The organism is Micromonospora sp. NPDC000442 (assembly GCF_042898635.1).
Lineage (GTDB): Bacteria > Actinomycetota > Actinomycetes > Mycobacteriales > Micromonosporaceae > Micromonospora.
This window is the reverse complement of the sequence record NZ_JBIAYZ010000003.1, coordinates 378,801-402,020: the sequence shown is the minus strand read 5'-3', so window position 1 is coordinate 402,020 and position 23,220 is coordinate 378,801. Positions and strand designations below refer to the sequence as shown.

The following is a 23,220-nucleotide window of genomic DNA, read 5'->3' as shown; positions in this document are numbered from 1 at the left end:
GTGATCCGCCACCCACCCGATGTCGAAGTGAGGTTAGGCTGTGCTAACTTCCCTCCGGTCGTCCAGACCGGAAGAGGGGTTCACCGTGCCAAGCACCCGCCACGCCACCAGCGCGCTACTCACCGCCAGCCTGCTCGTCCTCGGCCTGGCCGCCTGTGGATCCGGTGGGGAGGACGAAGCCGGTTCCGGCGATCAGGGCGACAAGCAGATCACCGTCTACAGCGGGCGCAGTGAGCAGTTGGTCAAGCCGTTGCTGGAGAAGTTCACCGCGCAGACCGGCATCGCCGTGCAGCCCCGGTACGCCAGCACCGCGCAGCTCGCCGCCCAGTTGGTCGAGGAGGGCGACAGGTCGCCGGCCGACGTGTTCTTCGCTCAGGACGCCGGTGCCCTCGGCACCGTCGCCAAGCGCGGCATGTTCAGCACGCTGCCCGAGGCGACCACGTCGAAGGTGCCGCAGACCTACCGGGCCGGCACCAACCAGTGGGTCGGCGTGAGCGCCCGGGCGCGGGTCCTGATCTACAACCCGGACCTGGTCCCGGCCGACCAGCTGCCGAAGTCCGTCTTCGACCTGGTCGACCCGGCCTGGAAGGGCAAGGTCGCCCTCGCCCCGACCAACGCCTCGTTCCAGGCGTTCGTCACCGCGATCCGGGTGCAGCACGGTGACGCCCGAGCCGAGGAGTTCCTGGCCGGGCTCCAGGCCAACGACCCGCAGATCCGCGATGGCAACGGCAAGATCGTCGAGGACGTGAACAGCGGCATTGTCGCAGTCGGCCTGGTCAACCACTACTACCTCGGGGAAATCGCCAAGGAACAGGGCACCACCCCGGAGGCGCTCAAGGCCAAGCTGCACTTCTTCCCCGGCGGCGACACCGGCGCGCTTGTCAACGTGGCCGGCGTCGGTGTGCTCAACCGCGCTGCGTCCGACCCGGACGTGCAGCGTTTCGTGGACTTCCTGCTCGGCCAGGAGTCGCAGACCTACTTCGCCGAGCAGACGTTCGAATACCCGGTGATCGGCGGCGTGCCGGGGCCGGCGTACGTGCCACCGCTGGCCGACCTGTCAGTGCCCGAGGTCGACCTGAACGACCTGGACACGCTGGACGCCACCGTCACCATGATCAAGAATTCGGGGCTGGTCCCCTGACCGCTCCGCCGACCACCGCAGGGCCGCCCGCCACCGGGACGGCCCTGTCGGTCGTCTCCAGCCGGCTGCGGAAACTGGCCCCCCGCCCGGCGCTGCTGGCCGCCTCCACCGCTGCGGTGGCCGTCGCCCTGATCCCGCTCGTCTATCTCGCGGTACGCACCGCGGAGGCCGGCACGGACCGGATCGCCGCCGAACTCTGGACCGAGCGGGTCGGCCTGCTCGCCCTGCGCAGCCTCGGCCTGGCCGGCGTGGTCACCGTCGCCTGCGTCCTACTCGGGGTCGGCACCGCCTTCCTGGTCACTCGCACCGACCTTCCCGCACGGCGACTCTTCGCCGTGCTGGCGGCGCTGCCGCTGGCGGTCCCCACCTACATCGCCGCCTTCGCCTGGCTCTCGACGGCACCCCGACTGGAGGGCTTCTGGCCGGCGGCCCTGGTGCTCACACTCTGCTCCTACCCGTACGTGCTGCTACCTGTGGCAGCCGCGCTGCGCGGCGCGGACCCGGCCCAGGAGGAGGTCTCCCGGTCGCTGGGGCGCAGCGGATGGCGGACCTTCACCGCCGTGACGTTGCGGCAGGTCCGGCCGGCCACCGCCGCCGGGGCGTTGCTTGTCGCGCTCTACGTGCTCTCCGACTTCGGCGCGGTTTCCATCCTGCGCGCGGAGACCTTCACCCGAGCCATCTTCGTCGCCTTCGATCTGGGCTTCGACCGCACCGGAGCGCTTGTGCTCTCCAGCGTGCTCGTCGCGCTGACCGTGCTGCTGCTGGGCGGCGAGACCATCACCCGCCGTCGCGGTGCCCGGTACGCGCGGCTTTCCGGCGCGCGCCGTCCAGCGTCCCGGCTGTCGCTCGGTCCGGCTCGCTGGCCGGCCATGGCAGCCCTGGTAGTTGTCGCGGTACTGGCGCTCGGTGTGCCGGCGGCCAGCCTGGGGCGGCGACTCGCCGCCGGCACGTCCCGTCCGGGGGCGCTCCCCGAGGTGCTCGCCGCCGCCGGGAACTCCCTGACCGTGTCGCTTGCCGGTGCCGCGTTGACCATGCTGCTGGCGCTGCCCCTCGGCCTGCTCGCGGCCCGTGCGCCGAGCCCGCTGACAACCGCATTGGACCGGTTGGCGTACCTCGGCCACGCGCTACCCGGTGTCGTCATCGGGCTCTCCCTGATCTTCTTCGGCATCAACGTGGCGTACCCGCTCTATCAGACGCGGTGGATGCTGGCCCTGGCGTACGCCACGCTGTTCCTGCCGCTGGCGGTCGGTGCGGTGGCCAGCGCCGCCGCCCAGTCCCCCGCCCGGCTGGAGGAGGTGGCACGCTCCCTCGGTCGTGGGCCGTGGACGGTCCTGCGGACGGTGACCCTGCCGCTGATCCTGCCGGGCATCGGTGCCGGTGCCGCGCTGGTTTTCCTGACCGGCATGAAGGAGCTACCCGCCACCCTGCTGCTGCGGCCCACCGGCACGGACACCCTGGCGACCGAGTTGTGGACCAGCACAGCGGTCGGCGCATACGCCGCGGCGGCGCCCTACGCCGTGTTGCTTGTGGTGATCTCGGCCGTGCCCACCTGGCTGCTGGTCGCCCGCAGCGGGCTGCTCGACAAGGAGAAGCGGGCATGAACGAGCCTCAGCGAGCGAATCATCGACACAGCGCGCCGGTGCTGCGGGCCGGTACGCAGCGGAGCGGAGAGCCGGCATGAGCGAGGTCGTGGTCAGTGGCGTGATCAAGCGGTACGGACGGGTGACCGCCCTGGCCGGGGTGGACCTCCGCGTACCGTCGGGAGAGCTGACTGCCGTCCTCGGCCCGTCGGGCTGCGGTAAGACCACCCTGCTGCGCTGCCTGGCCGGCTTCGAGCGGTTGGACGCCGGGGAGATCCGCATCGACGGTGCCCTGGTGGCCGGCGGGGGCCGGCACCTGCCGACGCATCGGCGCAACATCGCGGTGGTGCCTCAGGAGGGTGCCCTCTTCCCACACCTGAGCGTGGCGGACAACGTCGGCTACGGCCTTGACCGGGTCACCCGCCGTTCCGACCGAGTCGAGGAGGTACTGGCCCTGGTCGGGCTCGCCGGGTACGGCGGCCGCATGCCGCATCAACTCTCCGGTGGGCAGCAGCAGCGGGTGGCGGTGGCCCGCGCCCTGGCTCCCAGACCGTCGGTGGTGCTGCTGGACGAGCCGTTCAGTGCCCTCGACGCGGGGCTGCGCGCCGGGCTGCGCCACGACGTACGCGACGCGCTGCGGACCGACGGCGCGACAGGTGTACTTGTCACCCACGATCAGGGCGAGGCGCTGTCGGTGGCCGACCAGGTGGTGGTGCTGCGCGACGGGTGGGTGGTGCAGGCCGGTGCGCCGACCACGGTGTACCGCGAGCCGGCCAACCCCTGGGTGGCCGAGTTCGTCGGCGACGCGGTGCTGCTGCCGGCGGTTGTCGAGCAGGGTGCCGCGCGGACCGCGCTGGGCCTCGTGCCGGTCACCGGTGCCGTGTCCGACGGGCCGGTCACCGTGCTGGTACGCCCAGAACAGGTCCGCCTCACGGCCGGTGCGGACGGGGTAACCGCCACAGTCCTGCGGCACGACTTCCACGGCCATGACGCGCTCGTCGGTCTCGGGCTGCCCGACGGCACCCGGATCACCGCCCGGGTCCTCGACGGGGACGCCGCCGTGGCCCCGGGCGGCGAGGTGACGGTACGCGTGGACGGCGCGGCCCGGGCCTTCCCCGCCGACGCGTCGGCCGGCCGGCCGGCGCCCACCCCGGTGCGGCTGGCCGGCTGAGACCACGCACACCCCGACGACGCGACGCGGCCCGGCGGATCGATGTCGGTCCGCCGGGCCGGTTCACGTCAGGGTCAGTTGACGCCGGTTTGCGTCAGGGTCAGTTGACCACGAACAGGAGACGGTTCGGGGAGCCGCTGCCCGGGCTGGTCACCACGCCGGTGGTGGCGTTGTTGACCAGGTAGCTCTTGACCTGGGCCGGGGAGTAGGACGGGTTGGCACCGAGCACGAGAGCGGCGGCGCCGGCCACGTGCGGCGAGGCCATCGAGGTGCCGCTGATGGTGTTGGTTGCGGTGTTGCTGGTGTGCCAGGTCGACGTGATGCTCGAACCCGGCGCGAAGATGTGCACGCAGGAGCCGTAGTTCGAGAAGGACGAACGGGCGTCGGTGCTGGTGGTCGAGCCGACGGTGATCGCGGTCGAGGTCCGGGCCGGCGAGTAGTTGCAGGCGTTGGCGTTGGAGTTGCCCGCCGCGACCGCGTAGCTGACGCCGGAGGCGATCGAGTTGCGCACCGCGTTGTCGATGGTGGTGCTGGCGCCGCCGCCCAGGCTCATGTTCGCCACGGCCGGCTTCACCGCGTTGGCGGTCACCCAGTTCACCCCGTTGACCACGCTGGTGGTGGTGCCGCCGCCGGAGCAGTTGAGCACCTTCACCGCGACCAGGCGGACACCCTTGGCCACACCGTGGGTCGAACCGCCGACGGTGCCGGCGACGTGGGTGCCGTGGCCGTTGCAGTCGGTGTTGTTGCTGTCCACCGTGTTGGTGCCCCAGGTGGCCCGGCCGCCGAACTGGTTGTGGCTGGTCCGGATGCCGGTGTCGATGATGTACGCCCGCACGTTCGAGGCCGTGTTCGGGTAGGTGTACGTGGTGCTCAGCGGCCGGTTCCGCTGGTCGATGCGGTCCAGGCCCCAGGTCGCGTTGGTCTGGGTCGCCTGGATCGTGACCACCTGGTCCTGCTCCACGTAGGCCACCGCCGGGTTGGCGGCGAGCCGGGCCGCCTGGGACGCGGTCATCTTGGCCGCGAAGCCGGTCAGCGCGGCGCTGTAGGTGTCGGAGACGCTGCCCCCGTACCGCTTGACCAGGGCGCTGGCCCGGTCCGGAACGGCGGCACGAGCCGTCGACGAACCGGCGGCACCGACGGCGTCGGTGCGCAGGACGACCAGGTAGCTGCCACTGACCGCGTTCGACGCGCCGGCGCCACGGATCTCGCCGGTGGGTGCGGCGACCGCCGCGGTGGTGCCGGCCGCCGAAACGGCCGCCGCGGTGGCGACGACGGCGAGCGCCCGGATGAGCTGCCGTCGCGCGGTGGACCCTGAGGACATCGTGCCTCCCTTACCTGGGCGGCCGACCGGGCTTCTGGCCGGGCGGTCCGCACCCTGGACTGAGTTGGAGAGATGCTAGCGTTAGATCGACAGATATGACAGGGATGTTCATCGATTGATTCGCCATGTCACGGGCGGTGGTCTCCAGACCCGACGCCACCAGGCAGGATGACGGTGTGGACGGAAACGACATGCTGCTCTCCCCCGCCGGCGTCGAAGCGCTGCGGACCGCGTTGACCCGGGCCGCCTTCACCGCCAACGGCATCGCCGCGCGGCTCGGCCCACAGGCGACCGGCGGGGTCGCCCGCAACGACTTCCGGGCCGCGCTGCGCGCCACCGCCGACCGGGACCCCCTCGCCACCCTGATCCGGGTGTTCATCTGCGAGCAGACCGAGCCGGAAGCCGCGGTCGCCGCCGCGCTGGCTCCGCTGCCGCTCACCGACGCCCTCGACGCGGGACTCGTCGAACGGCACGGCGACGGGCTGCGGATGGGAATAGACCTGGAGCCGTACGGCGACGAATGGTGGGTCCTCGCGGACGTGCCGGCCAGCGCCCGCCCCGGTCGCCCGCTGCACGCCGAACACGTGCTCGGCATCGGCGGGGCGACGCAGACGATGATCGGCGCGGCGGCGCGCCGGCCGGTGGACAGCGCGCTGGACCTGGGCACCGGCTCGGGCGTGCAGGCGCTGCACCTGGGCACCCACGCCCGGCGGGTCACCGCCACCGACGTGTCCCGGCGGGCGCTGCGCTTCGCCGCCACCACCGCCGCCCTCAACGGCCAGGACTGGGAGCTGTTGCACGGCGACCTGGTGGCCCCGGTCGCCGGCCGACGGTTCGACCTCGTGGTGAGCAACCCGCCCTTCGTGGTCGGGCCCGGCACCACCACTCACGTCTACCGCGACTCCGGTCGGGTCGGCGATGCGATCGGCGCCGAACTGGCCGCCGCCGCCCCGGGCCTGCTCACCGAGGGCGGCACCATGCAGTACCTCGCCAACTGGGTGCACGTGGTCGGCGAGGACTGGGGGGAACGGGTCGCCGGCTGGTTCGCCGGCACCGGCCTGGACGCCTGGGTCATCCAGCGCGAGGTCGCCGACCCGATGGCATACGTCAACCTGTGGCTGACCGATGTCGGGGAGGCCACCGACCCGCAGCGGATGGCCGACTGGCTCGACTGGTTCGACGCGCACAAGGTGGAAGCGATCGGCTTCGGCATCGTCTCGCTGCGCCGCAGCGACCACGACGACCCGGTGCTGCGGGTGGAGGATCTGCGCCAGCGGGTGCAGCCACCGATGGGTGATCGGATCGTCGACTGGTTCGACCGGCAGGACTGGCTGCGCGTACGCGACACCGACGGTCTGCTGGCCGCGCGCTACCGCGCCGCAGACGGGCTCCAACTGCGCCAGGAGGCGACGATGGGCTCCGACGGTTGGGGGGTGGACCGGCAGGTCCTCGCCCTGCCCGACGGGCTGCGCTGGACCGAGGAGATCGATCCGCTGGTGCTGGCCCTGGTGGGCGGGGCCGACGGGCGGTTGCCGCTGCGGGACCAGCTCGCGCTGCTCGCCGTCGCCCACGACGTTGCCGCCGAGGAGCTGGCCGAGGCGGCCGGGCCGATCGTGGCGCACCTGGTGGAGCGCGGCTTCATCGCGCCGGTGGTCGCCTGATGCGGGCGGTGGTGCAGACGGTCGGTCGGGCCAGCGTGACCGTCGACGGCGAGGTGGTCGGCGCGATCGACGACGGGCTGCTGGTGCTGCTCGGGGTGACCCACACCGACACCCCGGAGACCGCCCGGACGATGGCCCGTAAGGTGCACGAGCTGCGCATCCTGGACGACGAGCGGTCGGCGGCGGAGGTCGGCGCGAGGATCCTCGTGGTCAGCCAGTTCACCCTCTACGGCGACGCCCGCAAGGGCCGCCGGCCGACCTGGACCGCGGCCGCCCCGGCCGAGGTGGCGGAACCGCTCGTCGATGAGGCGGTCCGGGCGCTGCGCCAGCGCGGCGCGACGGTCGAGACCGGCCGCTTCCGCGCGCACATGCTTGTGGAGAGCGTCAACGTCGGTCCACGCACCATCCTCCTCGACCTATAGCGCAACTAGTGGTTGCACATCTCGACGGCGAGTCCTAGAGTCAGACGCAACCACTGGTTGCGAATCTGGAGGAGCGCATGGAGTACGGCAGTATCGAACGCGAGATCCACGTCGACGCCACACCCGAAGTGGTCTACGAGGTCGTCACGGCACCCGAACACATCCGGCAGTGGTGGCCGGACGACGCGGATCTCGAGCCGGTCGCCGGTGCCACCGGGACGATCTCCTTCGGCGACCCGCCGAACACCGAGGTCCTGCCATTGACCGTGGTTACGGCCGATCCGCCCCGGCGCTTCTCGTTCCGGTGGGTGTACGACGATCTCGCCGTCGCGACGTCGACCAACTCACTCCTGGTGACCTTCGAACTGATCCCGTCGGGCACGGGGACGCTGCTGCGGCTCACCGAGACCGGGTTCCGGGAGCGGGGCTGGGAGGCCGCCGTACTCGAAGAGCACTACCGCGACCACGTCACCGGCTGGGACCACTTCCTGCCCCGCCTCGTCCAGTACGTGGCACGACTGGTGTCGACTCGATGAGCCTCGTCGTCGACGATGACCTCTGGTCCGCCGTCGGGGACCCGACCCGGCGGCGGATGCTCGACCTGCTGCTGGCCGACGGCGGCGGTACGGCGACCACGCTGAGCGAGCAGTTGCCGGTCACCCGGCAGGCGGTCGCCAAACACCTCGGCGTACTCGGCCGGGTCGGACTGGTCCACGGCACGCCGTCCGGCCGCGAACGCCGCTACGAGGTCGACGAGGCACAGCTCGCCCGCGCGGTCGCGCAGCTGTCGTCGGTCGGTGCCACCTGGGACGCGCGGTTGCGGCGGATCAAGCGGATCGCCGAGGCGATCCAGCGCGGCCAGCAGAGCTGAACCCACCCGAACGTTCGTCGCCATGTCCGTGGCGGCGTGACTCACCCTGCCCGCATTCGGGCGTTCACCCAGAAACGAGGTATCACGATGCTGGACATCCTGCACCGGGTCGGCGTCACGTCGGCTCCCGAGGACGTCTACGCGGCCCTGACCACCGTCGACGGGCTCGCGAACTGGTGGACGGAGGACACGGACGGCGACGGAGATGTCGGCGGAGTGCTCCGGTTCCGGTTCATACCCGGTGGCTTCGACATGAAGGTCCTGGAGAGCCGGCCGGCCGAGCTGGTGCTCTGGGAGGTCGTCGACGGCCCCGAGGAGTGGATCGGCACCAGGGTCCGCTTCGAGCTGAAGCGGGAGGACGACTTCACGATCGTGTTGTTCCGCCACGAGGGTTGGCGGGAGCCGGTGGAGTTCATGTACCACTGCAGCACCAAGTGGGCGATCTACCTGATGAGTCTCAAGCGGCTGGTCGAAACTGGTAAGGGCGAGCCCGCGCCGCACGACGTGCAGATCAGCAACTGGCACTGAGTTACTGCGCGGGATCGCGGAGTTCAGCCGAAGAGGCCGCGGCGTTGCAGCGACTGACGCAGCCAGCCGTCGAGCTGGGCGGCAAAGTCGGTGTTGGCCGCCGAGGCGTGCTCGACGGCGAAGCGACCGAAGACGTCGCGGCCCTCGGTGAACAACCCACCCCGCTTGTCCAGCTCCAACACCACCTGCACCTGCCGGGGGTCGGTGACGAAGGTGACTTCCAACTGCTTCATCGCGCCGGCGTACTGCGGCGGCGGGTAGAACTCGATCTCCTGGTAGAACGGCAGCGTCTGGTGCACGCCGTACATGTGCCCGCGCGAACGTGGCACCCCAGACCAGCGGGGTGGTCGCCGCCTTCCATCGACCGGATGGCGGGATCGCGCCGTGGCGTGACCCCGCCATCCAACTTTGTTCACCGGGCCCGACGGCGGCGGTAGAACCGTGCCATGCCTTCACCCACAACGCCCTTCACCTCGGGCCGGACGCGACGGCGACTGATCGCCGCCGCAGCGGCCGCCGGCCTGGTGGCCGCCGGCGCCGCCGCGATCCGTCCGCCCGCCGCGGCGGCCGGACCGACCCCACCCCCCGCCACCGCCACGGCACGGGACACCCACACCGTTACCCTGGTCACCGGTGACGTGGTCACCGTGACGACCTTCGCCGATGGCAAATCCGCCGCCGAGGTCGACCGCCCGGACGACGCCACCGGCGGTGTCCGCATCCAGCAGAGCGGCGGCGACCTGTACGTCCTACCCGACGAGGCGGCGCCGCTGCTGACCGCCGAGCGGCTCGACCGGCGCCTGTTCAACGTCACCGACCTCATCGAGATGGGCTACGACGACGCCCGGGCGGCCGAACTGCCGCTGATCGCCACGTACCCGAAGGCCGCCGCCCGCGCCGCCCGGCCGGCCGCGCCGCGCGGCACGAAGCTCGTCCGGGACCTGCCCGGCATCAGCGGCCGGGCGCTCGCCGCCGACAAGAAGCAGGCCCGGGCGCTCTGGTCGGCCGTCGCGCCCGCCGCCCCGTCCGGCACGGCTCTCGGCGCCGGCGTGACCAAGCTCTGGCTGGACGGCCGGGTGAAGGTCAACCTGACCGAGAGCGTGCCGCAGGTCGGCGCGCCCGAGGCGTGGGCCGCCGGCTACGACGGCACCGGCGTGACGGTCGCGGTGCTGGACACCGGGGTCGACGCGACCCACCCCGACCTGGCCAGCCAGATCGACGAGAAGGTCAGCTTCGTACCGGGCGAGGACACGTCGGACGTGCACGGCCACGGCACCCACGTCGCCTCGACCATCGCCGGCACCGGCGCCGCCTCCGGCGGCGACCACAAGGGCGTCGCGCCGGGTGCGGACCTGATCGTCGGCAAGGTCCTGGGCAACGACGGGTACGGCCAGGACTCCTGGATCATCGCCGGCATGCAGTGGGCGGCCGAGTCCGGTGCCGACGTCGTCAACATGAGCCTCGGCGACGCGTCGCGCACCGACGGCACCGACCCGATGGCCCTGGCGGTGGACACCCTCTCCGCGCAGCACGGCACCCTCTTCGTGGTCGCCGCCGGCAACTCCGGACCGCAGAGCATCGGCGCGCCGGGGACCGCCGCGAGCGCCCTCACCGTCGGCGCGGTGGACAAGCAGGACCAGCTCGCCTGGTTCTCGAGCACCGGGCCGCTGGCGCGCACCGGGGCACTGAAGCCGGACATCGCCGCGCCGGGGGTCGGTATCTCCGCGGCCCGCTCGCAGCAGTCCGCCGGCGAGGGCATGTACCAGAGCATGGACGGCACCTCGATGGCCGCCCCGCACGTCGCGGGTGCGGCGGCGGTCCTCGCCCAGCGCCACCCGGAATGGGCCGGCCCGCAGCTCAAGGAGGCGCTGATGAGCAGCGCCGAGGCCCTCCCCGACGGCTACGGCCCGTACGAGGTGGGCACCGGGCGGCTCGACGTGGCGGCGGCGGTGCGCGGCACCGTCCGGGCCACCGGATCGGTGTTCTTCGGCAACTTCGACTGGCCACACGAGACCACGGACGCCCCGGTTGCCAAGCCGGTGACGTTCACCAACTCCGGCACCGCCGCGGTCACCCTGAACCTCGCCGTCACCGGCACCGGCCCGTTCTCGCCCAGCGCCTCCTCGGTGACGGTGCCGGCCGGCGGCAGCGCCGAGATCGCGGTGTCCGGCGACCCCCGGTCGGCCCCCCACGGCCAGGTCACCGGCTACCTCGTCGGCACCGACGCGGCCACCGGTGCCCCGGTCACCCGCACCGCGCTCGCCCTGCTCAAGGAGGAGGAGCGGTACGACCTGACCGTGAAGCTGCGCGGCCGGGACGGCGAGCCGGTCAGCTCGACCATCGCCGTGAAGCGGGCCGGCGAGTGGTTCACCTGGTCGTTCGCCGTCGACGGCGAGCAGACCCTGCGGCTGCCGCCGGGCACGTACACCGTGGAGACGGCGCTGGACGTGCCGGGTGAGCGGGCCGACGCCCTGGGCCACGCCGTGCTGGTCGACCCGGAGACGGTGCTGGACCGCCCGTCCGAGGTGGTGCTGGACGCCAGCCGGGCCCGCCTGCTCGACACCACCGCACCGCAACGCACCGAGGACCGGCAACGCAAGATCGATTACACCGTCGAGTACGCCGGCGGCGACAGCTACCGTTCGATCTACCAGCTGCCGATCAGGTACGACGACCTCTACGTCCTGCCGACCGAGCGGGTCGAGCAGGGGTCGTTCACCATGGCGGCCCGGTGGCGCAAGGGCGAGCCCATGCTGAGCGTGGCCGTCCCCGGCCTGCCGCCGATCAACGCCGCCGTGCAGCCGGGCGCCGCGCTCACCGCCGGCACCGAGACGTTGCGGCCGGTCTACGTCGGCACCGGCAGCCCGGACGAGTACGCCGGCCTCGACGTCGAGGGCAAGGTCGCCATCGTGACCCGCAGCGACGCGGTCCCCGCACCGGATCGCACCGCCGCCGCGGCGGCCGCCGGAGCGAAGCTGCTCCTGGTCGTCAACGACGGCCCCGGAATCCTCAACGAGTACGTCGGCGAGTCCCCGATCCCCGTCGGCACCCTGCACCGCGACGCCGGCGAGCAGCTGATCGAGGCGGTCCGAACCAAGGCGCCGAAGCTGACCGCCACCCGGGTGCCGTTCGCCGGCTACCTCTACGACCTGACCAAGGTCTGGCCCGACCAGGTGCCCGACCGGGCGCTCACGTACCACCCGACCCGGGACGACCTGGCCCGGATCGACGCCCGCTACCACGCCGTCAAGGACACGCCGGGCTCCGGCTACCGGTACGACATGACGTTCAGCCCGTCGTTCGGCTTCCCGGAGTCCGAGCAGCACCCGGGCACCCGCATCGAATGGGTCACCCCGGACGTGGTCTGGCACGAGGTGCACAGCCAGGGCACCTGGACCGACACCGCGTACCTGAACACGTACGCCAAGGGCACCACCACCCGGCTGGACTGGTTCGCCCCTGCCGTCCGGCCGGCCTTCAGCCGAGCCTTCGGGGTGAAGAACAGCCGCTACCGCGACTACATGACGGTCAACGTGCAGGCCTGGAGCCCGTCCGACGACGTGCTCGAGCACGGGGGCAACCTGGAGTGGGGCTCGGTGCCGACGAACCTCAAGCTGTACCAGGGCGACACCCTGCTGGACGAGAACCGGTTCAACTCCGACCTGCAGTGGACGGAGGTGCCCGCCGGCACGCTGCCGTACCGCCTGGTGCTGGATGCGTCGCGGCCAGCCGACCAGTGGCGGCTGTCCACTCGTACGCACACCGAGTGGGACTTCGTCTCGAGCTCGAACGAGACGGACGCCTTCGTCCCGTTCGCGCTGCTACAGCTCGACTATGCGCTGGAGACCGACCTGCGGGGTGACGTCAAGGCCGGGACCAGCCAGCGGATCGGCGTCAAGGCGGGACCGCAGTCGGGCGGCAGCGGTACCGGCACGGTCACCTCGGTGCAGCTGGAGGTCTCGTACGACGACGGCGCCAGCTGGCAGAAGGTGGCGCTGAGCCGTGACTCCGGCGGCTGGTGGGACGGCGCGCTGAAGCTGCCGAAGAAGCCGGGCGGCTTCGTGTCGGTACGGGCCGAGGCTCGTACCGACTCCGGCTTCGGCATCCGGCAGGAACTCATCCGGGCGTACGGCCTGCGATGATCGCGCCGTTGGGGGCCCCGGGGCCGGCAATGTCCGGGGGCCCCACCGGCGTGTCCGCTCCGTCGAAGACCTGGTCAGGACTCATGGGCATGTCACATACTTCCCGTGCCGCGATGGGCGCAGGGAGGAAGCCACCGATGCTGGGCGTGCTGGGGTTGAGCCCCGAGGACGAAGCGGTCTACGGCCTGTTGGTGCGGCGGGCGCGGGCCGACGTCGCCGCCCTCGCCGGCGCCCTTCGGCTGCCCGCGGCGGTGGTGGCCGCGGCACTGGAGCGACTCGTCGCCTGCGGCCTGGCGACGTCCGGGCCGGACACCGAGTTCTCGGTGGCACCGCCGGCGGTCGCCCTGGGGGCGCTGATCAGCGAGCAACGCAACGCGCTGCGCAGCGCGGAGCTGGCGCTCGTCACCCTCGCCGAGGAGTACCGCGGCGCGGTGGCGGGGCGCACGATCGACGAGCTGATCGAGGTGGTCACCGGCGTCGACGCTGTGCGGCACCGGTTCGCGCAGGTGCAGCACGCCGCGCGCACGGAGGTCCGGAGCTTCGTCACCATGCCCTTCATCGCCGTGCCGCCGGGCACCAACGCGGTCGAGTCGGTGGCGGTGGGCCAGGGAGTGCAGTTCCGGGTCGTCGTGGACCGGCCGACCCTCGCCGAACCAGGGGTGGTCGCGGAGACCCTCGAGTCACTGCGCACCGGCGTGCAGGTACGGGTGGCCGAGTCGTTGCCGATCAAGCTCATCCTGGCCGACTCGGAGCTCGCCCTGGTGCCGTTGACCACCACCCCCGGCGGCGAGCCCGGCGCGGTGCTGCTGCACCGCACCGGGCTGCTGGCGGCGATGGACGCGCTGTTCGAAATCGTGTGGCGGCACGCCCACCCGCTGACCCTGTCCGCCGCCGGCGTGCTGGGGGACGCCGCCGGCCTCGACGGCGCCGACGGCCCGACCGACCTGGACCGCCAGATCCTGGCGTTGCTGCTGGCCGGGCTCACCGACCACGTCGTGGCCACCCGGCTCGACCTGTCGCTGCGGACCCTGCAACGGCGACTGCGCCACCTGATGGACCTCGCCGGGGTGGAGACCCGGATGCAGCTCGGCTGGTACGCCGCCCGGAACGGCTGGGCCTGACCCGACCGGGCGGCGGTCCGGTCAGAAGAACATGCCCCGACGCTGGAGGGACTGACGCAGCCAGCCGTCGAGCTGGGCGGCAAAGTCGGTGTTGGCCGCCGAGGCGTGCTCGACGGCGAAGCGACCGAAGACGTCGCGGCCCTCGGTGAACAACCCACCCCGCTTGTCCAGCTCCAACACCACCTGCACCTGCCGGGGGTCGGTGACGAAGGTGACCTCCAGCTGCTTCATCGCGCCCGCGTACTGCGGGGGCGGGTAGAACTCGATCTCCTGGTAGAACGGCAACGTCTGGTGGACACCGTAGATGTGCCCGCGCTCCACGTCCGCTCGCGCGAACCGGAAACCGAGCCGCAGCAGCGCATCCAGCAGGCGCTCCTGGGCCGGCACCGGGTGCACCGCCACCGCGTCCAGGTCGCCCTTGTCGACGGCGCGGGCCACCTCCAGTTCGGTACGCAGACCCATGGTCATCCCGTGCAGGTGCTGCCCGTACAGCTCGGTGAGCGGGGTCTCCCACGGCACCTCGAACCGGAACGGGACGTCGTAGCGCTGCCCCGCCTCCAGCCGGAACGGGCCGGTGACCTGCTGCCGCTGGAACTCCTGGTTGGTGGCGTACTCGTTGTCGCCGCTCTCCACCTCCACCCGGGTGAGCAGCCCCAGGGCCACGTAGGACACGTCGACGCCGTGGTCGCCGCCGGTGACCGCGATGCTGCCCTCCAGGTGGCCGCCCGGCCGGCAGTTCGGATTCGACAGCACCGTCTCCACCGACGGACCACCGACTCCCATCGCCTGCATGAGCCGTTTGAACACCACGATTGCCTCCGTCGCTCGATCGCCCGCATCCGGGCGGGTACGCCGGCCCGACGGCCGACCGCTGGCACGGTAACCGGCGTCGACAAGCCGAGCCGGCCGAACCGCCGGGCCGGCACGTCGCCGAGTGCCGACTCAGCGACTGTCGGTTCCCCGATCGCCTCACTCCCGTTTTACGCCCCGACGGCCAAGCTGTTTGTCACCGGCGCAGCTGGCCGGCGGACACGGCACGGACGTGGACACGGGGAGAGACTGAGATGGCCCAGCAGATGACGGAGCACCGGACGCACGCCGGCACCGAGGCGGAGCACGGCGTCGACACCCTGACCGACCTGGACGCCACCGACGAGCGCGGCGTCTCCACCGACCTGGTCCGGGCATACCTCAACGGAATCGGTCGGACGAAGCTACTCACCGCCGTACAGGAGGTGGACCTGGCGAAGCGGATCGAGGCCGGCCTGTTCGCCGAGGAGAAGCTCAGCACCTGCATACCGGTCTCCGACGAGCTGCGCGCCGATCTGGAACTGGTCGCGCGCCAGGGCCGGGCCGCCAAGAACCACCTGCTGGAGGCGAACCTGCGGCTGGTGGTGAGCATCGCCAAGCGGTACACCGGCCGGGGCATGGCCTTCCTCGACCTCATCCAGGAAGGCAACCTCGGCCTCATCCGCGCCGTCGAGAAGTTCGACTACACCAAGGGCTACAAGTTCTCCACCTACGCCACCTGGTGGATCCGACAGGCCATCACCCGCGCCATGGCCGACCAGGCCCGCACCATCCGCATCCCCGTCCACATGGTCGAGCAGGTGAACCGGATGGTCCGCGCCCGGCGTGAGTTGGCGGTGTCGTTGGGTCGGGAGCCCACGGTCGCCGAGGTGGCCCGCGCGCTCGACGTGCCGGAGTTCCAGGTGATCGAGCTGATCTCGTACGACCGGGAGCCGGTGAGTCTGGACCAGGCTGTCGGCGAGGACGGCGAGAGCGCCCTCGGTGACTTCGTCGCCGCCGTCGACCCGGCCGCCGGGCCCGGCGACGCCGCCACCCACGGCGAACTACGCAACGAGGTGAGCATCGTGCTGGCCACCCTCTCGCAGCGCGAGCAGGCCGTGATCCGATTGCGGTTCGGCCTCGACGACGGTCGGCAACGCACCCTGGACGAGGTGGGCCGGGAGTTCGGCCTCTCCCGGGAACGGATCCGACAGATCGAGAAGGTGACCCTGCTCAAGCTGCGTGCCCCGGAGCGGGCGCAGCGCTTGGAGGCGTACGCCTGCTGAGTTGAGCGTTCGACCAACGGCCCCGGCGGTTCGCCGGGGCCGTTGCGTGTGTGCCGCTTGACGTGCGGGCGTCCCACCCGGTAGAAACCTTTTGGTTATCAAACCGGAAGGTTATACACCGTGCTCACCGACCTGGACGCCACCTTCGCCGCTCTCGCCGATCCCACCCGGCGCGCCATCCTCGCCCGGCTGGCGGCCGGCGAGGCCACCGTCACCGAACTCGCCGCGCCCTTCGCGATGAGTCAGCCGGCCGTCTCCAAACACCTGCGCGTGTTGGAACGGGCCGGACTGGTCAGCCGGGGACGAGACGCCCAGCGCCGCCCCTGCCGCCTCGAAGCCGCGCCGCTGCGGGAGGCCACCGCCTGGCTCGCCGCCTACCGCGACCACTGGGCCGAGCGCTACCAGCGGCTCGACGCCCTGCTCGACGAGCTGCGTTCGGCCGAGGACGGGCAACGTGACGCCGGCACGCCGGACGGCGGTGCGGCACCGTGATCGACGACCATCTGGTGGTCGACACACCGGGCGATCGGGAGATCGTGCTGAGCCGGGTCTTCGACGCACCGGCGCGGCTCGTGTTCGCCGCCTTCACCCGCCCTGACCTGCTCGTCCGGTGGTACGGCGCACGCGGCTGGCAACTGGTCGGCTGCGAGGTCGACCTGCGGGTGGGCGGGCGCTGGCAATTCGAGTCGCAGGGCCCCGACGGGCAGCGGATGGTCCAGCGAGGGGTCTACCGGACGATCAGCGCGCCGCACGAACTCGTCTGCACCGAACGCTTCGACGACCAGTCGTACCCGGGCGACACGCTGGTCAGTCACACGTTCACCGAGCTCGCCGGGCGGACCACCGTCACCACGACGCTGCGCTACGCCACCCCCGAAGGACGCGACATCGCCCTGCGATACCCGATGGTCCGTGGAGTCACCGAAAGCTTCACCCGACTCGCCGAACTGCTGGCGACGAGAACAGGAGGACAGCAATGAACTGGACGCTGGAAGTGGTGGTCGTACCGGTCTCCGACGTGGACCGGGCCAAGGCGTTCTACGCCGACCAGCTCGGCTTCGCCGTCGACCACGACACCGTGATCGGCGACGACGTACGCATCGTGCAGTTGACCCCACCCGGGTCGGGCTGCTCGATCGTCATCGGCAAGGGCGCCGTGCCGCAGATGCCACCGGGGTCGCTGAAGGGCCTGCAACTCGTCGTACCGGACCTGGCCAAGGCGCGCGCCGAGCTGCTCGAACGCGGCGTCGAGGTCAGCGAGATCCAGGTGCTCGGCGAGAACCCGCGCCCGGTGCCGGACCCGCTGGACAATGTCGGCTTCGTCTTCTTCGCCGACCCCGACGGCAACGCCTGGGCGGTGCAGCAGATCTCCAGTCGAGCCTGACCGGCCAGCCCACTCACAACCGGCGGGGGCCGGTGTCGGGGCGCGGCACGGCGGCGGAGCCGATCCGGACGTTCGCGTGCAGCACCGACAAACCATCGGGTCGGGCGAGCACCGGGTTCAGCGTCAGCGCCCGGACCCGCGGCTGGTCGTCGGCGAGGCGACCGACCCGCAACAGCAGGTCGGCCAGAGCGGCGCGATCGACCGGCGCGGCCCCCCGATGGCCACGGAGCAACGGCGCCGCCCGCGGCGCGTCGACCAGCTCGGCGGCGTCCCGGTCGGTCAGCGGCACTGCTCGCCACGCCCGATCGCCGAGCAGTTCCGTGGCGACCCCACCGAGCCCGAACCCGACCACCGGCCCGAACGCCGGGTCCTCGACCAACTCCACCACACAGGCCACCCCGGGCGGCACCATCGGCTGCACCAGGACGTCCGCACCGAAGGCGACAGCCAGCTCCGAACAGGCGCGACGCACGGCAGCGGCGTCCGGCAGATCGAGGCGGACCGCACCGAGGTCGAGGCGGTGCCGCAGCCCCGGGGACGCGGCCTTGAGCGCCACCGGAAACCCGAGCCGAGCGGCGGCCTCGACGGCCTCGTCGACCGAGGCGGCCGGCACCGACTCGACCACGTCGATACCGTACGCGGCCAGCAACGCCGCCACGTCGGTGTCGTCCGCCCGCAGCGCCGCCTGCGCCGCCCCCGGGTCGACGCCGGACAGCTCCGGCAGGGTTCCGGTCGGCCGGCGCAGCCATCGCGCGTACGCGGTGACCCGGCCCAGCGCCCGAACCGCCTCCTCCACGCTCGGGTACGAGGGCATCCCGGCCGGGGCACGACCGACGAGGAAGGTGGCCACCGCCGGCTTGCCACCGGAGAGAGCCGCGGGCAGGGCGGCGGTGAGGTCGGCCTCGGTGCCGGTGAACTGGCCGGGCAGCGGCGGGGCGAAGAGCGCCACCAGCGCGTCGACCGAGTCGTCGGCGGCGGCCCCGGCCAGCGCCTCGGCGAACTCCGCCGCGCTGGCCCTCGGCCCGACGTCACGCGGGTAGCCGTCGGCGACGGAGAGCCCCTGGGCTGCGCAGGCGGTGGCCGCGAGCCCGGTCAACGCGGAGGAGTTACCGACCACGCCGACCCGGTCACCGGCGGGCAGCGGCTGATTGGCCAGCAGCACCCCGACGTCGAGCAGCTCGCCGACGGTGTCCACCCGGATCACCCCGGACTGGGCGAACAGTGCGCTGACCGCCGTGGAGTCCGGGCCGGCGACGTCACCCATTCCCGGCGGGCGGGCCGGTGAGGCCAACGCCACCACCGGCTTGTCCCGGCCGATGCGCCGGGCCAGCCGGGCGAACTTGCGCGGGTTGCCGAAGGTCTCCAGGTACAACATGATCACGTCGGTGCCGGGATCGTCCTGCCAGTACTGCAACAGGTCGTTACCGGAGACATCGGCCCGGTTGCCGGCCGAGACGAAGCTGGACAGACCGAGCCCCCGCCGGTCCGCCTCCGCCAGCAGTGCCACGCCGAACGCGCCGGACTGGCTGAAGATGCCGACCCGGCCCGGCACCGGCAGGCGCGGGGCGAGGGTGGCGTTGAGGCGTACGCCCGGGTCGGTGTTGGCCACCCCCAGGCAGTTCGGGCCGATCACCCGCATGCCCGCGGCGTGGGCAGCGCGGACCAGGGCACGCTGCGCGGCGGCACCCTCGACGCCGGCCTCGGCGAAGCCGGCGGAGATCACGACCAGGCCGTGCACCCCGGCCGCCGCGGCGTCGGCGACGACCGCGGCGGCGGCCTCCGGGGGCACCGCCACCACCGCCAGGTCGACCGGCAGCCCGGCATCGGCCGCCGAGGGGTACGCGGGAAGCCCGGCCACCCGCGCGGCACTCGGGTGCACCGGCACCACCGACCCGGTGAACCCGCCGTCACGCAGATGCCCGAGCACCGCCGCGCCGACACCCTGGCCGGTGGCGCTGGCACCGTAGACGGCGACGCCACGCGGGGCGAGCAGCCGGGCGATGGAGCGCGCCTCGGTGCGGTGCTCCCGTCCGCGCTGCACCTCCAGGGTCGCCTCGGTGGGCGCGATCGGGAAACTGAGGTGCACCACCCCGTCGGCGAACTGACGCTGGATCTGGTACCCGAAGTCGGCGAAGACCCGCAGCATCTGCCCGTTGGCCGGGAGCACCTCGGCCACGAAGTTGACGATCCCGGCCCGGCGGGCGGCGTCGGCGAGATGCTCCATCAGTACCGAGCCGATACCCCGCCCCTGGTAGGCGTCCTCGACGACGAAGGCCACCTCGGCGTCCGGCGACTGCGGGCCGAGCCGCTCGTAGCGGCCCACCGCGACGATCCGGTCGCCGGCCAGCACCACGAACGCCTCCCGGTCGCGGTGGTCGACGTTGACGAAGCGGTGCAGATCCCGCTCCGGGATCCGTGGGTACGGCGAGAAGTAGCGCAGGTAGCGGGTGCGTTCGGAGAACCGGGAGTGCATCGCCACGATCTCGGGCGCGTCGGACGGCTCGATCGGTCGCAACTGGACCGTGCTGCCGTCGCTGAGCAGCACGTCCACGGCGTGTTCGGCTGTGGTCACCTCGGACCGCCCTCCCCCGGCCGGCTCAGTCAGTCACGCGGATCGTGGGGGTCGAGGCCGAGCAGCGGGAAGACCGCCTTCCGGGTCGCCGCGATCGCCCGGTCCACCCCGCTCGGCTCTCCGGTGGGCTGCCACGGCTCGTAGCCCGGGTCGACGTCGTCGGTCATCCGCAGCGGCACGTCGAAGCCGGGCCGACGGGCCGTGGCCAGTCCCCGCCAGGCCGGCGGGGTCAGCGTCGCCGGGTCCAGCGGCGTGCCGGTGGCCACCGCCAGCAGATGCGTCCAGGCCCGGGGCACCACCTCGACCAGGGCGTACCCGCCACCGCCGGTGGCCACCCAGCGCCCGTCGCACAACTCGTCGGCGAGCGCCCGCAACGCCAGATAGGTGGCACGCTGACCGTCGACGGACAGGTGCAGGTCGGCGAGGGGGTCGACGCGGTGGGCGTCCGCCCCGCACTGGGTGAACAGAAGTTGTGGGCGGAACGCCCGCAGGACCGATGGCACGACCGCGTGGAAGGCCCGCTGCCAACCGGCGTCCTCGACCCCGGGTGGCAACGGAATGTTGACCGCGGTGCCGGCGGCGTTCGGGCCGCCGGTCTCGTCCGGGAAACCGGTGCCGGGGAACAGGGCGAGCGGGGTCTCGTGCAGGCTGACCGTCAGCACCCGGGGGTCGTCCCAGAAGATCTGCTGCACCCCGTCGCCGTGGTGCACGTCGACGTCGACGTACGCGATGCGCTCCGCGCCCAGGTCGAGCAGCCGGGCGATGGCCACCGCCGGGTCGTTGTAGACACAGAACCCGGCGGCTCGGGCGGGCATCGCGTGGTGCAGGCCACCGGCGACGTTGACCGCCCGGCGGGCCGTACCCCGCCACACCGCCTCGGCCGCGATCACGCTCGCCCCGGCGACCAGCGCACTGGACTCGTGCATCCGGTCGAAGACGGGATTGTCCGAGGTGCCCAGACCGAACCCGGCGAAGAGCGGGTCGCGGGGCGCGATCCGGACCGCGTCGAGGTAGCGCGGGTCGTGCACCCGGGTGAGCAGGGCGTCATCGGCGGGCACCGGCGGCACCAGCCGCACCCCGGCCCGTTCGAGGATGCCCAGTTCCCGGGCGAGGGCGATGGTCAACTCCACCCGCACCGGATCGAGTGGGTGGTCACCGAGGTCGTAGGCGAGCAGCGACTCGTCCCACACCACCACCGTGTCGTCGGACATCTGCCCATGGTCGCACGATGGCCGGCCGGCGGCGCGTCGCCGGGCCTCCGACGGTCGGACGCCGCCCCGGCTCGACACCCGCCGCATCGCCGACGCGGCCGGTCAGGCGTCGGACCGGTCAGGCGTCGGACCGGTGGCCACCGGTCGGTCCGGGTCGGCTACCCAGTTGCTCCACGAGCCGACGTAGAGCGCGGCGTCCGTGCGGCCGGCCAGATGCAGCGCGAGCACGGCCTGGGCCGCGGTCACCCCGGACCCGCAGTACGCCCCGACCGGAGCCTCGGCGGCAACGCCGACAGCGGCGAAGCGGCTCCGCAGCGCCTCCGCAGCCGGGAAGCGTCCCTCGGCGACGTACTCGGGTGCGGGCAGATTCACCGCACCGGGGATGTGGCCGGCGACCGGGTCGATCGGCTCGTGCTCGCCCTGGTAGCGGGGCGCGGCCCGCACATCGATCAGGACGCCGTCGCCGGCCGTCAGGCGGGCGGCAGCCGCGGCGTCCAGCACCGGCAGGGCTCCCGGGCGGACGGTCACGTCGCCCGGCGCCGGAGCAGGTTGATCGGTGCCGACCGGCAGGCCGGCCGCCGTCCAGGCCGGGTAGCCGCCGTGCAGCAACCGGACCGGTCGGTGCCCCGCCCAGCGCAGCGTCCACCAGGCGCGGGCCGCCGACATGCCGTCGCCGCCGTCGTACACCACCACGGGGTGACCCGCCCGCACACCGGCCGCCCGCAACGCCGCCTCCAGATCGTCCGGCTCGGGCAGCGGATGCCGCCCGGCCGGGCCGGGTGCGCCGCACAGCGCGGTGTCCAGGTCGACGAAGACGGCGCCCGGCAGGTGCCCCGCCAGATAGTCGTCCCGCCCGGGCGGCCCGGCCAGGCGCCAGCGGACATCGAGCAGGGTGGGCGGGTCGGCACCGTCGAGTTCGGCGGCGAGCCGCTCGGGCTCGACCAGGAGATCCTCTGTAGCAGACATGGCCGACAGTCAACACCATGAGTGACATGCCCGACGGTTCGGCGACAGACGTCCGGGGCCCGGGAGGGTACCATCAAGGCTGGAGGGCCGCTGACACCATGAAGTCTCACGACCTGGTCGATACGACCGAAATGTACTTGCGTACGATCCTCGAACTCGAGGAGGAGGGTGTGCCTCCGTTGCGCGCCCGGATCGCCGAACGCTTGCGCCAGAGCGGCCCCACGGTCAGTCAGACCGTCGCCCGGATGGAGCGCGACGGTCTGCTCACCGTCGAAGGTGACCGGCACCTCAGCCTCACCGAGCAGGGGCGCAGCACCGCCGTATCGGTGATGCGCAAACACCGGCTCGCCGAGTTGCTGCTGGTCAACGTGATCGGGATGCCCTACGAGGAGGCCCACGAAGAGGCCTGCCGCTGGGAGCACGTGATGAGCGACGCGGTCGAGAAGCGGGTCTACGACCTGCTCAATCGGCCGACCCGGTCGCCGTACGGCAACCCGATCCCGGGCCTGGACGAGCTGGGCTCGCCCGGCCAGGCCGAGCCCGAGCCGACCGACGGCGAGCGCAACCTGGCCTTCCCCGGCCTGACCGGCACGGTCGTCGTACGGCGGATCTGCGAGAGCGTACAGACCGACGCCGAGGTGCTCCGACAACTGCACGCAGCCGGCGTCGACCCGGGTGCCACGGTGACGGTGGCGCAGGAGCGCGATTCCGTGTCGATCGACCGCTCCGGCGAGAGCGTCCGGTTGCCCCGTGAGGTCGCCTCCCGGGTCTTCGTCGCCGCCGCCTGACCCCGTCGCTCAGCTGACGTACGGGCAGTGTCGACAGCCCCGGCCGCAGCAGGTGCCGCGGCGGGCCAGGAACCCGGCCGTGAGGACGAACAGCCCGGTGTCCGGGTCGAGGTAGCCGGCGTCACCGGCGGCGAGGGCGGCGGCGTGCACGCTGAGGATGCGCTGCCGGCCTGGGTGATCGAGCGGCAACCGCGACGGGTGCGGCTCGGTCAGTGGCCGGGCCGCCAGGGGCCGTCGTTCTTCGCTCATCACCGGCAGTCTAGGTT

At 72.3% G+C, this 23,220-nt stretch carries 21 protein-coding genes and 1 pseudogene; 15 read left to right on the top strand and 7 right to left on the bottom strand.

From position 1 onward, the window contains the following. Positions 1–85 precede the first annotated feature (85 nt). The 3 genes from ACFY2A_RS06785 to ACFY2A_RS06775 all read left to right on the top strand — a co-directional run bounded on the left by ACFY2A_RS06785 (position 86) and on the right by ACFY2A_RS06775 (position 3,892). Positions 86–1,141 carry an iron ABC transporter substrate-binding protein gene (locus ACFY2A_RS06785; RefSeq protein WP_387169375.1) on the top strand — a complete coding sequence of 352 codons (1,056 nt, stop codon included), beginning with the start codon at positions 86–88 and terminating at the stop codon, positions 1,139–1,141. Between the two features lie 65 nt (positions 1,142–1,206). Beyond that, positions 1,207–2,742 carry an ABC transporter permease gene (locus ACFY2A_RS06780; RefSeq protein WP_387169505.1) on the top strand — a complete coding sequence of 512 codons (1,536 nt, stop codon included), beginning with the start codon at positions 1,207–1,209 and terminating at the stop codon, positions 2,740–2,742. Positions 2,743–2,818: 76 nt separating this feature from the next. Continuing rightward, on the top strand, positions 2,819–3,892 hold the full coding sequence (locus tag ACFY2A_RS06775; RefSeq protein WP_387169372.1) for an ABC transporter ATP-binding protein: 1,074 nt from the start codon (positions 2,819–2,821) through the stop codon (positions 3,890–3,892). 100 nt (positions 3,893–3,992) lie between these two features. Here the strand turns inward: ACFY2A_RS06775 and ACFY2A_RS06770 are convergent, their stop codons facing one another. Further along, complete coding sequence (locus ACFY2A_RS06770; RefSeq protein WP_387169369.1) at positions 3,993–5,213, bottom strand: S8 family peptidase; 1,221 nt, start codon at positions 5,211–5,213, stop codon at positions 3,993–3,995. A 176-nt stretch (positions 5,214–5,389) separates the two neighbouring features. Between ACFY2A_RS06770 and ACFY2A_RS06765 the strand changes: the two genes are divergently transcribed. From ACFY2A_RS06765 to ACFY2A_RS06745, 5 genes are all read left to right on the top strand, one after another. Beyond that, on the top strand, positions 5,390–6,874 hold the full coding sequence (locus ACFY2A_RS06765) for a methyltransferase (protein ID WP_387169366.1): 1,485 nt from the start codon (positions 5,390–5,392) through the stop codon (positions 6,872–6,874). Next, positions 6,874–7,296: a D-aminoacyl-tRNA deacylase gene (gene dtd / locus ACFY2A_RS06760; RefSeq protein WP_387169362.1), complete on the top strand. Its 423-nt coding sequence runs from the start codon at positions 6,874–6,876 to the stop codon at positions 7,294–7,296. The genes ACFY2A_RS06765 and dtd overlap by 1 nt, the downstream gene beginning before the upstream one ends. 77 nt (positions 7,297–7,373) lie before the next feature. Continuing rightward, positions 7,374–7,832, top strand: a complete 459-nt coding sequence (locus ACFY2A_RS06755) for an SRPBCC family protein (RefSeq protein WP_387169359.1) — start codon at positions 7,374–7,376, stop codon at positions 7,830–7,832. Continuing rightward, the gene (locus ACFY2A_RS06750; RefSeq protein ID WP_387169356.1) at positions 7,829–8,167 is read left to right on the top strand and encodes an ArsR/SmtB family transcription factor; all 339 of its coding nucleotides are present in this window, start codon (positions 7,829–7,831) and stop codon (positions 8,165–8,167) included. The genes ACFY2A_RS06755 and ACFY2A_RS06750 overlap by 4 nt, the downstream gene beginning before the upstream one ends. Before the next feature lie 87 nt (positions 8,168–8,254). Beyond that, the gene (locus ACFY2A_RS06745; RefSeq protein ID WP_387169353.1) at positions 8,255–8,695 is read left to right on the top strand and encodes an SRPBCC domain-containing protein; all 441 of its coding nucleotides are present in this window, start codon (positions 8,255–8,257) and stop codon (positions 8,693–8,695) included. A 23-nt stretch (positions 8,696–8,718) separates the two neighbouring features. Here ACFY2A_RS06745 and ACFY2A_RS06740 read toward each other — a convergent pair. Further along, positions 8,719–9,015: pseudogene (locus ACFY2A_RS06740) on the bottom strand (sporulation protein); the annotation flags it as partial. Between the two features lie 126 nt (positions 9,016–9,141). On the opposite strand from ACFY2A_RS06740, the gene ACFY2A_RS06735 reads away from it, so the two are divergent. Further along, a complete protein-coding gene (locus ACFY2A_RS06735; RefSeq protein ID WP_387169350.1) occupies positions 9,142–12,837 on the top strand; it encodes a S8 family serine peptidase in 3,696 nt (1,231 codons plus the stop codon). 137 nt (positions 12,838–12,974) lie between these two features. Next, positions 12,975–13,958: a transcriptional regulator TrmB gene (locus ACFY2A_RS06730; protein WP_387169347.1), complete on the top strand. Its 984-nt coding sequence runs from the start codon at positions 12,975–12,977 to the stop codon at positions 13,956–13,958. Positions 13,959–13,979: 21 nt separating this feature from the next. On the opposite strand, the gene ACFY2A_RS06725 is transcribed toward ACFY2A_RS06730, so the two are convergent. Further along, entirely contained in the window at positions 13,980–14,768 is a 789-nt protein-coding gene (locus ACFY2A_RS06725; RefSeq protein ID WP_363917288.1) for a sporulation protein, read from the bottom strand. Positions 14,769–15,022: 254 nt separating this feature from the next. Here ACFY2A_RS06725 and sigB point away from each other — a divergent pair, with 254 nt between their 5' ends. From sigB to ACFY2A_RS06705, 4 genes are all read left to right on the top strand, one after another. Then, the gene (gene sigB, locus ACFY2A_RS06720) at positions 15,023–16,033 is read left to right on the top strand and encodes an RNA polymerase sigma factor SigB (protein ID WP_387169344.1); all 1,011 of its coding nucleotides are present in this window, start codon (positions 15,023–15,025) and stop codon (positions 16,031–16,033) included. A gap of 120 nt (positions 16,034–16,153) precedes the next feature. After that, positions 16,154–16,525, top strand: coding sequence for a metalloregulator ArsR/SmtB family transcription factor (locus ACFY2A_RS06715; protein WP_363917284.1), 372 nt, complete (start codon positions 16,154–16,156; stop codon positions 16,523–16,525). Beyond that, a complete protein-coding gene (locus ACFY2A_RS06710; RefSeq protein WP_387169341.1) occupies positions 16,522–17,013 on the top strand; it encodes an SRPBCC family protein in 492 nt (163 codons plus the stop codon). The genes ACFY2A_RS06715 and ACFY2A_RS06710 overlap by 4 nt, the downstream gene beginning before the upstream one ends. Then, positions 17,010–17,417, top strand: coding sequence for a VOC family protein (locus ACFY2A_RS06705; RefSeq protein ID WP_363917280.1), 408 nt, complete (start codon positions 17,010–17,012; stop codon positions 17,415–17,417). Before ACFY2A_RS06710 ends, ACFY2A_RS06705 begins: the two co-directional genes overlap by 4 nt. A gap of 13 nt (positions 17,418–17,430) precedes the next feature. Here ACFY2A_RS06705 and ACFY2A_RS06700 read toward each other — a convergent pair whose 3' ends face one another. The 3 genes from ACFY2A_RS06700 to ACFY2A_RS06690 form a co-directional block, all read right to left on the bottom strand. After that, positions 17,431–19,989 carry a GNAT family N-acetyltransferase gene (locus ACFY2A_RS06700; RefSeq protein WP_363917278.1) on the bottom strand — a complete coding sequence of 853 codons (2,559 nt, stop codon included), beginning with the start codon at positions 19,987–19,989 and terminating at the stop codon, positions 17,431–17,433. Positions 19,990–20,018: 29 nt separating this feature from the next. Next, positions 20,019–21,200 (bottom strand): acetoin utilization protein AcuC, encoded by a 1,182-nt coding sequence (locus ACFY2A_RS06695; protein WP_387169337.1) that lies wholly within the window; start codon positions 21,198–21,200, stop codon positions 20,019–20,021. A 102-nt stretch (positions 21,201–21,302) separates the two neighbouring features. Beyond that, entirely contained in the window at positions 21,303–22,166 is an 864-nt protein-coding gene (locus ACFY2A_RS06690; RefSeq protein WP_387169334.1) for a sulfurtransferase, read from the bottom strand. A 98-nt stretch (positions 22,167–22,264) separates the two neighbouring features. Between ACFY2A_RS06690 and ACFY2A_RS06685 the strand changes: the two genes are divergently transcribed. Further along, the gene (locus tag ACFY2A_RS06685; protein WP_387169331.1) at positions 22,265–22,954 is read left to right on the top strand and encodes a metal-dependent transcriptional regulator; all 690 of its coding nucleotides are present in this window, start codon (positions 22,265–22,267) and stop codon (positions 22,952–22,954) included. Positions 22,955–22,963: 9 nt separating this feature from the next. Here ACFY2A_RS06685 and ACFY2A_RS06680 read toward each other — a convergent pair whose 3' ends face one another. Continuing rightward, positions 22,964–23,203 (bottom strand): DUF5522 domain-containing protein, encoded by a 240-nt coding sequence (locus tag ACFY2A_RS06680; protein ID WP_363917270.1) that lies wholly within the window; start codon positions 23,201–23,203, stop codon positions 22,964–22,966. Positions 23,204–23,220 lie beyond the last annotated feature (17 nt).

What these genes read in the sequence shown, in the direction of transcription:
- ACFY2A_RS06750 (WP_387169356.1), top strand. Translation starts at nt 7,829, where the DNA reads ATGAGCCTCGTCGTCGACGATGACCTCTGGTCCGCCGTCGGGGACCCG.
- ACFY2A_RS06695 (WP_387169337.1), bottom strand. Translation starts at nt 21,200, where the DNA reads ATGTCCGACGACACGGTGGTGGTGTGGGACGAGTCGCTGCTCGCCTAC.
- ACFY2A_RS06730 (WP_387169347.1), top strand. Translation starts at nt 12,975, where the DNA reads ATGCTGGGCGTGCTGGGGTTGAGCCCCGAGGACGAAGCGGTCTACGGC.
- ACFY2A_RS06685 (WP_387169331.1), top strand. Translation starts at nt 22,265, where the DNA reads ATGAAGTCTCACGACCTGGTCGATACGACCGAAATGTACTTGCGTACG.
- ACFY2A_RS06735 (WP_387169350.1), top strand. Translation starts at nt 9,142, where the DNA reads ATGCCTTCACCCACAACGCCCTTCACCTCGGGCCGGACGCGACGGCGA.
- ACFY2A_RS06705 (WP_363917280.1), top strand. Translation starts at nt 17,010, where the DNA reads ATGAACTGGACGCTGGAAGTGGTGGTCGTACCGGTCTCCGACGTGGAC.
- ACFY2A_RS06745 (WP_387169353.1), top strand. Translation starts at nt 8,255, where the DNA reads ATGCTGGACATCCTGCACCGGGTCGGCGTCACGTCGGCTCCCGAGGAC.
- ACFY2A_RS06680 (WP_363917270.1), bottom strand. Translation starts at nt 23,203, where the DNA reads ATGAGCGAAGAACGACGGCCCCTGGCGGCCCGGCCACTGACCGAGCCG.
- dtd (WP_387169362.1), top strand. Translation starts at nt 6,874, where the DNA reads ATGCGGGCGGTGGTGCAGACGGTCGGTCGGGCCAGCGTGACCGTCGAC.
- ACFY2A_RS06755 (WP_387169359.1), top strand. Translation starts at nt 7,374, where the DNA reads ATGGAGTACGGCAGTATCGAACGCGAGATCCACGTCGACGCCACACCC.
- ACFY2A_RS06690 (WP_387169334.1), bottom strand. Translation starts at nt 22,166, where the DNA reads ATGTCTGCTACAGAGGATCTCCTGGTCGAGCCCGAGCGGCTCGCCGCC.
- ACFY2A_RS06770 (WP_387169369.1), bottom strand. Translation starts at nt 5,213, where the DNA reads ATGTCCTCAGGGTCCACCGCGCGACGGCAGCTCATCCGGGCGCTCGCC.
- ACFY2A_RS06775 (WP_387169372.1), top strand. Translation starts at nt 2,819, where the DNA reads ATGAGCGAGGTCGTGGTCAGTGGCGTGATCAAGCGGTACGGACGGGTG.
- sigB (WP_387169344.1), top strand. Translation starts at nt 15,023, where the DNA reads ATGGCCCAGCAGATGACGGAGCACCGGACGCACGCCGGCACCGAGGCG.